Source organism: Flavobacterium sp., assembly GCF_020217025.1.
Lineage (GTDB): Bacteria > Bacteroidota > Bacteroidia > Flavobacteriales > Flavobacteriaceae > Flavobacterium.
The window spans coordinates 1-10,000 of sequence record NZ_JAIWOF010000048.1 but is presented as its reverse complement, the minus strand read 5'-3'; the positions used below and the strand labels follow the sequence as shown (position 1 = coordinate 10,000).

The 10,000-nt window shown below is 32.7% G+C and carries 10 protein-coding genes and 1 pseudogene; 5 read left to right on the top strand and 6 right to left on the bottom strand.

What is annotated here, in order from left to right:
- Window positions 1-127: 127 nt before the first annotated feature.
- The 5 genes from LDL23_RS02210 to LDL23_RS02190 form a co-directional block, all read right to left on the bottom strand.
- Window positions 128-625: a gliding motility lipoprotein GldH gene (locus LDL23_RS02210; RefSeq protein WP_291264249.1), complete on the bottom strand. Its 498-nt coding sequence runs from the start codon at window positions 623-625 to the stop codon at window positions 128-130.
- The gene (gene ricT, locus LDL23_RS02205) at window positions 606-1,769 is read right to left on the bottom strand and encodes a regulatory iron-sulfur-containing complex subunit RicT (protein WP_291264248.1); all 1,164 of its coding nucleotides are present in this window, start codon (window positions 1,767-1,769) and stop codon (window positions 606-608) included. Before ricT ends, LDL23_RS02210 begins: the two co-directional genes overlap by 20 nt.
- A gap of 180 nt (window positions 1,770-1,949) precedes the next feature.
- Window positions 1,950-2,180: a ferredoxin gene (locus tag LDL23_RS02200; protein ID WP_291264247.1), complete on the bottom strand. Its 231-nt coding sequence runs from the start codon at window positions 2,178-2,180 to the stop codon at window positions 1,950-1,952.
- Window positions 2,180-3,421, bottom strand: coding sequence for a peptidase U32 family protein (locus tag LDL23_RS02195; protein ID WP_291264246.1), 1,242 nt, complete (start codon window positions 3,419-3,421; stop codon window positions 2,180-2,182). Before LDL23_RS02195 ends, LDL23_RS02200 begins: the two co-directional genes overlap by 1 nt.
- Window positions 3,421-4,779: a rhodanese-related sulfurtransferase gene (locus LDL23_RS02190; RefSeq protein ID WP_291264245.1), complete on the bottom strand. Its 1,359-nt coding sequence runs from the start codon at window positions 4,777-4,779 to the stop codon at window positions 3,421-3,423. Before LDL23_RS02190 ends, LDL23_RS02195 begins: the two co-directional genes overlap by 1 nt.
- Window positions 4,780-4,967: 188 nt before the next feature.
- On the opposite strand from LDL23_RS02190, the gene recA reads away from it, so the two are divergent.
- The 4 genes from recA to LDL23_RS02170 all read left to right on the top strand — a co-directional run bounded on the left by recA (window position 4,968) and on the right by LDL23_RS02170 (window position 8,664).
- Window positions 4,968-5,972, top strand: a complete 1,005-nt coding sequence (gene recA / locus LDL23_RS02185) for a recombinase RecA (RefSeq protein WP_026725599.1) — start codon at window positions 4,968-4,970, stop codon at window positions 5,970-5,972.
- Window positions 5,973-6,099: 127 nt separating this feature from the next.
- Complete coding sequence (locus LDL23_RS02180; protein WP_291264244.1) at window positions 6,100-6,471, top strand: hypothetical protein; 372 nt, start codon at window positions 6,100-6,102, stop codon at window positions 6,469-6,471.
- A 13-nt stretch (window positions 6,472-6,484) separates the two neighbouring features.
- On the top strand, window positions 6,485-7,027 hold the full coding sequence (locus tag LDL23_RS02175) for a sigma-70 family RNA polymerase sigma factor (protein WP_291264243.1): 543 nt from the start codon (window positions 6,485-6,487) through the stop codon (window positions 7,025-7,027).
- Window positions 7,024-8,664 (top strand): hypothetical protein, encoded by a 1,641-nt coding sequence (locus LDL23_RS02170; RefSeq protein WP_291264242.1) that lies wholly within the window; start codon window positions 7,024-7,026, stop codon window positions 8,662-8,664. The genes LDL23_RS02175 and LDL23_RS02170 overlap by 4 nt, the downstream gene beginning before the upstream one ends.
- Window positions 8,665-8,753: 89 nt before the next feature.
- On the opposite strand, the gene LDL23_RS02165 is transcribed toward LDL23_RS02170, so the two are convergent.
- Window positions 8,754-9,494 carry a 1-acyl-sn-glycerol-3-phosphate acyltransferase gene (locus tag LDL23_RS02165; RefSeq protein WP_291264241.1) on the bottom strand — a complete coding sequence of 247 codons (741 nt, stop codon included), beginning with the start codon at window positions 9,492-9,494 and terminating at the stop codon, window positions 8,754-8,756.
- Between the two features lie 129 nt (window positions 9,495-9,623).
- Between LDL23_RS02165 and LDL23_RS02160 the strand changes: the two are divergent.
- Window positions 9,624-10,000, top strand: a pseudogene (locus LDL23_RS02160) (tryptophan--tRNA ligase); the annotation flags it as partial.

Below are 10,000 nucleotides of genomic sequence, written 5' to 3'. Positions count from 1 at the left end.
TCCAAAAAATCCCCAAGATGCAAAAAGGAATAATAAAATTACTCCTAAAAATCCGTAGGCAAACAATTGCCAAAACTTTCTTTTATACGCTGAAAAATCGTTTGTATTTGCTTTTTTAGTAGCCATACTATTTTATTTTTTCAATTCTTAATCCTAATTCTGTAATTCCTTTAAGTTCTGAAACACCATCTACTTTACCAGTTTCTCTCACCGCCTGAATCACCTCAACATTGTATTTTCCAGCTCTCTTGAACTTGAAATTTTCTAAATACCACAATTTGCTTTCCTTCACATCTGAAAAACCCTCCCCTAACAAAGTCCCATCTGGATTTGCCATTAAATACTCCAACGTATCCACTTTAATCGTAGGCTTTTTTCCAGGCTCTTTCATGGTTACAATCAAATACATATTGCTAAACGGATAATCATTATTGTTTCTCACATTTAAAAACAAGTGATATGGATTCAGTGTGTCTTTTTGTTCAAATGTAAAACGCAAAGTGTCTGATTTTTTCCAAGAACCATCTAACTCTTTGTATTCGCTAAAGAATTGCTTTTCATCGCATGAGAAAAAAAGCATCGTTAACATTAGTAACCCAATGAATTTACTCTTTTTTAGGTGCATTTTTAAAATTTGAAGGTTTACGTTTTTTATTTTTATTGTTTTTCTTCTTCTTAGGTTGGTCAAAACGTGTTAAACTGTCTTGTCCTACCACATTCTCGAATTTTTTCTCTACTTCTTGAGTGCTTTCTACCACATAATCTTCCAATGCCGCAACGCGCTCTTTCTTCTTATTAATAGCAACAATTTCTTTTACTTTTTCAACTGGCAAAACCAACCATTGTGCAGGAGCATTCGCATAAGCAAACCACATAATTTCTTTGAAAATATCTACTTTTTGGCAATAGGCATCGCCTTTTTCGGTATATAATTTCGTATCCATATCGGGCATGTCTTTCAATGCATCCAAATAGGTGTCTAATTCGTAATTCAAACAACACTTTAATTTACCACATTGTCCCGCTAACTTTTGTGGATTTAATGATAATTGTTGATAACGTGCTGCCGAAGTATTCACACTTCTAAAATCAGTCAACCAAGTAGAACAACAAAGTTCTCTTCCGCATGAACCAATTCCACCTAAACGAGCAGCTTCTTGACGGAAACCAACTTGCTTCATTTCGATTCTAATCTTGAATTCTTGTGCAAATTCTTTGATTAATTGACGGAAATCTACACGATCATTTGCTGTGTAATAAAACGTTGCTTTTGAACCATCGCCTTGAAATTCTACATCCGAAATTTTCATTTCTAATTTCAAATTGATAGCGATTTCACGAGCACGCATACGAACTGCTTCTTCTTTATTTCTAGCTTCTGTCCAAATATCAATATCGCGTTGTGATGCTTTTCTGTAAATTTTAGCTAATTCCTTATCTGGATTTTCGCCTTTCTTTTTCATTTGAATTTTTACCAATTCGCCTGTTAAAGTCACAATTCCAATATCGTGTCCTGGTGAAGCTTCGGTAGCGACAATATCTCCAATAGCTAATGTTAGCTTTTCTGTATTTCTGAAAAACTCTTTTCGGCCGTTTTTAAAACGAATTTCGGCCGCATCAAATGGTTCTTGACCACCTGGCAACGTCATGTTTGACAGCCAATCGAAAACCGAAAGTTTGTTGCAGCTATCGGTGCCGCAAGTCCCGTTATTATTACATCCTTTTGGTGTGCCATCTTTAGCACCCGTGGAACAGTTTGTACATGCCATAATTTTGAATATATGTTGATTGTCCGTTTGTTGGACTACGTTTCTAAAATGTTTTTGAGCGTAAAGATATTGATTTTTTGTGGAAACTTTCAAAAATCAATCTCGAAGTTCTCCAAAAAGAAAAAACCTATCTCATAGTTAAACGAAATAGGTTTTCATATAGTATTGTAAAACAAAAATTTAGGTTTCTTTTACGGTAATAATATGCACCGGACAAGCTTTTGCGGCTAATTCACAATTTTCAACAATCGTATGATCAGGTGATTTTAAGGTGTGAAAACCTTTCGAATCAACCGATTTAATTAATACTGATTTTCCGTCTTTTTTGGACATTTGAAATTGTGCAGGTGCCATTTCAACACAGTAATTGCAACCAATGCATTTGTCTCTTTGAAGCGTAACAACGACCATTAGTTTTCTACAATTTTATACATTTTATCCGATAAACGAATACGGAACGGCACTTTTAAAGTGCAACTATCGCCTTTAGTTGCTTTTTCCGAAGTTACATCATTCACGAAGAAATCTTCTAAAATTAATTCTTGCGCTCCGGTTGACGGACCCGTAATTAAAATTTTATCACCTTTTTTAATGTCGTAAGCTTCGATTTTGAATTCGGCGATGCTTGATTTTGGGAAATAATGCATTCCTTTACCCACATATACTTTCTTTTGAGTAGCATTAGAACCTGGATTATCAGACCATTCACCTAATTTTTGTCCCAAATAATACCCACTCCAAAAACCACGATTGTAAACGGTTGCCAAAGCTTCCATCCAAGTATTGATTTTTTCTTTAGTAAACGTTCCTTCGTAATACGAATCGATAGCTTCACGATAAGTTTTGATAACGGTTGCTACATAATCAGCTGCTCGTCCTCGACCTTCAATTTTTAAGACTTTGATTCCTGAATCGATTACTTGGTCTAAAAAATCTAAGGTGCACAAGTCTTTTGGCGACATCATATATTCGTTATCAAGTTCGATTTCAAAACCACTTTCTTGGTCGATAACCGTATATTTTTTACGACAATTTTGCTTGCAAGCACCACGATTTGCTGATGAATTGTGCGAATGTAAACTCAAATAACATTTTCCTGAAACCGCCATACACAAAGCTCCGTGACCAAAGATTTCAATCTCAACTAAATTGCCACTTGGTCCTTTTATTTGCTCTTTTTCAATATCATCGGTGATTTTCTTTACTTGGCGTAAACTCAACTCGCGAGACAGAACAATCGTATCAGCAAACATGGAGTAGAATTTCACAGTTTCGATGTTCGTTACATTCAATTGAGTAGAAATATGCACTTCCATTCCCATCGTACGAGCCGTCATAATCACCGCTTGGTCAGATGCAATTACGGCTGTAATTCCTGCTTCTTTAGCTTTAGTCAAAAGTGTTTTTACAATCGATAAATCATGATCGTAAATTATGGTATTTAAAGTTAGATACGTTCTAACATTTTTTTCGTTGCAACGACGCGCAATTTCAGGTAAATCTTCTAAAACGAAATTCACCGTTGCACGAGCTCGCATGTTTAATTGTTCTACACCAAAATAAATCGAATCACAACCATTATCTAAAGCTGCTTGCATCGATTCGAAATTTCCTGCAGGCGCCATTAATTCTATTCTTCCAGAAGCTGTCATTAGCTGATAATTTTAAATAATTTATCCGATAATCTTACTCTAAAAGGCACTTCAAAAGTTACTTTATCGCCAACTTTTGCTGATGAATTTTCAGTTCCGTTTACGAACATTTTTTCTAAAACCAATTCTTGGTTACCAGTTGTTGGTCCCGAAATTAGAATGCTGTCACCAACATTTAGTTCTTGATTTTCTATAACGAAAAGGCCTACTTGTGCTTTCACATAATAATGTTCGACTTTACCAAGCAATACTTTTTTTACTTTTATTTTCTGACGAATGTCTTTTGTTTTTTCGGCTACAGCCAAAGGTTTGTCTGACAATTCTCCTGAATGTTTGAATTTCAAATTTTCCGATTTTCCTTTTCGGAAGACTTTATTTCCTACTTGTTTTCCTCTACGTAATTTTATTTGTTCAGCTAATGGCAAATGTGTGATTTCTAAACATTCAGTAGAACAACAATTTTCCATAGCTGCTTTACATTCGTCACATTGGATGAACAACAAATGACAACCATCGTTCAAACAATTCGTGTGATTATCGCAAGGTTTTCCACATTGATGACATTGTGAAACGATATCATCGGTAATTCTTTCACCTAATCTGTGGTCGAAAACGAAGTTCTTTCCAATGAATTTGCTTTCCAAACCTTCTTCTTTGATTTGTTTGGCGTAATTGATAATTCCTCCTTCAAGCTGAAACACATTTTTAAAACCTTGATGTTTGAAGTAAGCCGAAGCTTTCTCACAACGAATTCCTCCGGTGCAATACATCACCAAATTTTTATCTTCTTTAAAGTCTTTTAATTGTTCATTGATGATTGGTAAACTTTCTCTAAATGTTTCCACATCTGGAGTAATCGCACCTTTAAAATGACCAATTTCACTTTCGTAATGATTTCTAAAATCAACTACAATCGTGTTTGGATCTTCTAATATTTGGTTGAATTCCTTTGCTTTTAAATGTACTCCGATATTCGTAACATCAAACGTTTCATCGTTTAAACCATCGGCTACAATTTTATCACGGACTTTTACGGTTAGTTTTAAAAACGAATGATCATCGTGTTCTACGGCTACATTCAATCGAATGCCACGCATAAAATCATACGCTTCTAAAGTTTCTCTAAAAGCTTCAAAGTTTTCTGCTGGAACACTCATTTGAGCATTGATACCTTCTTTGGCTACATAGGTACGACCAAGAGCATCGAGTTTGTTCCATTCGATAAATAAATCGTCGCGAAATTTTTTGGGGTTTTCAATTTTGGCATACGCATAGAAAGATAATGTAAGACGTTGTTTTCCGGCTTCATCAATTAATTGAGCTCTTTCTTCTGCGCTTAAGGTGTTATACAGTTGCATGCTATAAACGTTTAAGTGAGAAATATGTTATGAATTCTAAATGGAAGAATTCGGGCACAAAGGTAATAAAATTGATTAAAAATCAAATCTTTAAATGAATTGGAAAACATATTAACATTTTTTGGCACAATTGAAAAAAGCTGTATTTTTACAAAAAAAGAATTGTAATCAATTTAAAGCCAAATATTATGAGTTCAGACAAAGAAGCAAAATTAAAAGCCTTACAACTAACATTAGACAAACTTGACAAAACATACGGAAAAGGAACCGTAATGAAACTAGGTGATAGCGCTGTTGAAGAAGTAGAAGCTATTCCTACAGGTTCGTTAGGTGTTGATTTAGCGCTTGGAGTAAATGGATATCCAAGAGGTAGAATCATAGAAATCTACGGACCAGAATCGTCAGGTAAAACTACGTTAACATTACACGCCATAGCTGAAGCTCAAAAAGCAGGAGGAATTGCAGCATTTATTGATGCTGAGCACGCATTTGACCGTTTTTATGCTGAAAAATTAGGGGTTGATATCGACAATTTAATTATTTCACAACCTGATAATGGTGAACAAGCATTAGAAATTGCTGAAAGTTTAATTCGTTCAGGAGCAGTTGATGTTGTGGTAATTGACTCGGTTGCTGCTTTAACACCAAAAAGTGAAATTGAAGGCGACATGGGTGATTCTAAAATGGGATTACACGCACGTTTGATGTCGCAAGCGTTGAGAAAGTTAACAGGAACGATTCACAAAACCAATTGTACGGTTTTCTTCATTAACCAATTACGTGATAAGATTGGAGTAATGTTTGGAAGTCCAGAAACTACAACCGGAGGAAATGCATTGAAATTCTATGCTTCAGTTCGTATTGATATTCGTAAATCGACACAAATTAAAGATGGTGAAAACGTTATTGGTAATAGAACTAAAGTTAAAATTGTAAAAAATAAAGTAGCACCACCATTTAGAACGGCAGAATTTGACATTATGTATGGTGAAGGAATTTCAAAAGTAGGTGAAGTTTTAGACTTAGCTGTAGAATTTGAAATCATCAAAAAAAGTGGTTCATGGTTTAGTTACGGAGAAACTAAATTAGGTCAAGGTCGAGATGCTGTAAAAGCATTAATCAAAGACAATCCAGAATTAATGGATGAACTGGAACAAAAAATTAAAGAGCTTATCAAAGAAAATAACGCTTAAAAATTAAATCACGCCTTGAGCGTGATTTTTTTTATAAATAGACGCAACCTTTTAATTAAATTTGAATCTAACAATTAAAGAATAAATCAAAATGAAAAAAATTTTATTACTATTTAGTGCTATATTCATGTTAAACTCTTGCACAGTAGGTGAAGATGATAATTTTCATTATGAAATTTTACCTGTCGCTTCTGTTGATATTCCAAGTGAATTTCATAAGGGAGAAACTTATGGTATCAAAGTAAGATATTATAGACCTTCAACTTGTCATAGTTTTAATGGTTTTTATTATGATGCTGACATGAATACCAGAACAATTGCAATTAGAACAATTGTCTTTGAACAAAATAATTGTACCCCTTTGACTGATAATTTATTAGAACAATATATCAATTTTTATGTAACGGGTAATGGTCCTTTCTTATTTAAATTTTGGCAAGGTAAAAATGAAGCTGGAGAAGACATTTTTTTAGAATATGAAGTTCCGGTTATTGATTAATAAATAATATATTTTGATTTTAGAGCAACTCATACATGAATGTACTAAAAACAATACCAAAGCACAAGAACAACTTTATCACTTATTAGCGCCAAAGTTGTTTGCTGTGTGTTTGAAGTATTCGAGAAGTTATGAGGAAGCACAAGACAATTTACAAGAAGGTATTTTACTAGTTTTCGAAAAAATTAGTCAGTTTAAAAACATTGGTTCTTTTGAGGGTTGGGCGAAACGAGTAGTGATTAATTATATTTTACAACAATATCGAAATCAGAAAGTTTTTGAGATTATTTCAGAAAAAATTCCAGACACTGACGAGGTAGAAATTGAAGATGAAAATGTATCTATTGAATTTTTAACACAGATTATTCAATCTTTACCAGATAGATATCGATTGGTTTTTAATCTTTATGTGATGGATGATTATTCACACAAAGAAATTGCTGAAATGTTAGGCATCAATATTGGAACATCAAAATCAAATTTAGCCAGAGCTAAAGCCATATTAAAAGATAAAATTGAATCGAATAGCAACTATTCAATTAAAAAGACAAAATGAAAGATCATAAAAATATAGAACGATTATTTCAAGAGAAATTCAAGGATTTTGAAGCTATACCGCCTCAAGAATCTTGGAATATCATCGCTTCTAGATTAAATGAAAAAAAGAAGAAAAAAAGAATAATTCCTATTTGGTTTCAATTATCAGGAATCGCCGCTTCTTTTATAATCATTGGAGCTTTAATTTGGAATTTTCAATCAAATCAAAACACAAACTTACCTAACAATAGTAATGAAACTGTAGTGGTTGGTGTAGATAATTCAAACTCTAAAGACAAAAAATCTAATACTGATTTCAACAATAATGAAACATTAAGACCCGAAAAAAATATTGAAAATTCGGAAAATAATACCATTAAATTTGATTCCAAACGAATAGATTTCAAAAAATCTAACCCAATTGTTATTTCAAACGAGAAATCGAATATTCGTTACAAAGACAAAAAAAATAATTCATTTGAAAGTAAAAACACTTTAGATACAAAAAACAAAAAAAGATATCCTAACTACAATAATAAAGAATCAAACCACACAATTGTTACTAATTCTAAAGCGAAAAGAAACAAATCTTCAAAAAAGAATCTGTTTCTTGAAACGGATTTAATTGCCACAACAAAAAAGAATAAAAATTCGAAGTTGAATCCAAACAACAATACAACAACTTCTAAAAATGAGTTGATAAATTCTGATAAAATAAATTCGTTTTTTGACAAAACCGAAACCAATACAAATTACGTAAATACAAGTAATGATTCGCTAGCACAAACAAAAGACACCATAACTGCTGTCTTGGCATTGTCTGAAAACATCATTATAAACGATAGTACGCTAGTGGCTGAAATTTCTCCCGAAATAAATCCACTAGAAGAACTGCTAAAAGAAAAAGAGGCTGGGAAAAATGAAGATGAAAAAGAAAAAGAAAAAAGAAGTAGATGGGCGGTAAGTACAAACGCATCGCCCGTTTATTTTAATTCTATCAGTGAAGGCTCATCACTTGATTCACAATTTTCAAAAAACAGTAAAGAATTTGAAACTACAATGAGTTATGGTATTGGAGCGGTTTATCAAATTTCAAATAAATTTAGTTTTAAAACAGGAGTAAACGCATTAACTTTTAATTATAATACAGATAATGTTTTATTCAATACCCGTTTAAATTCTGTAACAAACAACATAAAAACATTAGAGAGAAATAGTAATAGTGAAAACCTTGCTTTTTCTGCCATTGATTCAAAAAGTGACCTTGGAGATGCATTAATACTTCTTACAGAATCAAAAGGCGCCATAAAACAAGAGTTAAGCTACATTGAAGTTCCTCTTGAATTAAGTTACAAAATATTGGATAAAAAATTTGGGATTGATTTAATTGGTGGGGTAAGTACTTTATTCTTAAATGCAAATTCTATTTCATTAATTTCAGATGGGATGGAAATGAATATTGGAAAGGCAAACAATCTAAACGATATACATTTTAGTAGCAATGTCGGTTTGGGTTTTAAATATAATTTTTGGAAAAGCTTTAATGCCAATTTCCAACCTATGTTTAAATACCAAATCAATACTTTTAGTGAAAATTCCGGTAACTTCAAGCCTTATTTCATAGGCTTGTATACCGGAGTAAGTTTTAGTTTTTAAGCTTTATTGGTTAAGCTTAAATTTTTAGTTAAGTTGTTTCGTTTCTAGTTAAAATGAAACTGAGAAAGTCCAAATGCGTTTGGACTTTTTTATTTTAAATCCTCCAATAAAGGTTGTAAAATAATTTCTCTTACTTGTTGTTTCAAAGCATTTTTATCTTCTAACGTTTTTCCTTTGGTTTCAATTATTGGATAAATTTTTGCACGCATTTTCCCCGGACATCCACTAAAAAAAGTATACGAAAAACGTTTTTTATTATCGAAAAATACCATTGGTACAATCGGCAAACCATGTTCTAAAGCAATTCTGAAAGCACCATCTTTAAAATCATCTAATACAATATGCTCTTCGGGAACACCACCTTCGGGAAAAATACAAATACTCAATGCTTGATGAATTCTTTTTTGAGCGCGTTCAAAAACTTGATAACGACTTTTGCTATTGCTTCTATCTACTAAAATACAAACACGTTTATAGATAAATCCAAATAGTGGAATTTTAGCCAATTCTTTCTTCCCAACAAAAACAAAAGGGTGATTTTTAACCGCAATCAACATCAACATAATATCGGTCATGGAAGTATGATTGGCAACTAGCATATAACTTTTGCCGTCTTCAAAAACTTCATCGCCTTCGATAGAATAATTAAATCCCATTCCAATTAAAATAATCTTAGACCACAATCTTGCAATTTTAAAAAACAAAGGATAGGTTTTCTCACTTAAAATCGTTGCCAAAATAAATGGGAACATCACAATAATTGGAACTAAAACCAAGATGTAAAACCAAATACGATATAGAAGAGTAAGCGGATATTTTAAAAATTTCATTAAGTGTGATTATTTGATTTCCAAAAGTAATCATTTTAATAAAACACATCTCTTTTTACTTTTCTGTTTTTGCTTTACATTTGCATTTCTAAATAACAACTTAGCAACGCTTAGCGTTAAAAAACAACAATGGCAAAAATCTTAACCGGAGTTCAAAGTACAGGAACACCACACTTAGGTAATTTATTAGGAGCAATTATTCCTGCTATTCAAATGGCAAACAATCCTGATAACGAGTCTTTTCTTTTCATTGCCGATTTGCATTCGATTACGCAAATCAAAAATGGAGCAGAATTAAGACAAAATACGTATAGTGTTGCAGCGGCTTGGCTGGCTTGTGGTTTAGATACAAATCGTGTGGTTTTTTACCGCCAATCTGATGTGCCTCAAACCACAGAGCTTTCTTGGTATTTGAGTTGTTTTTTTCCGTTCCAACGTTTGACATTAGCGCACTCTTTCAAAGATAAAGCCGATAGATTAGATGATGTTAACGCAGGCTTATTTTT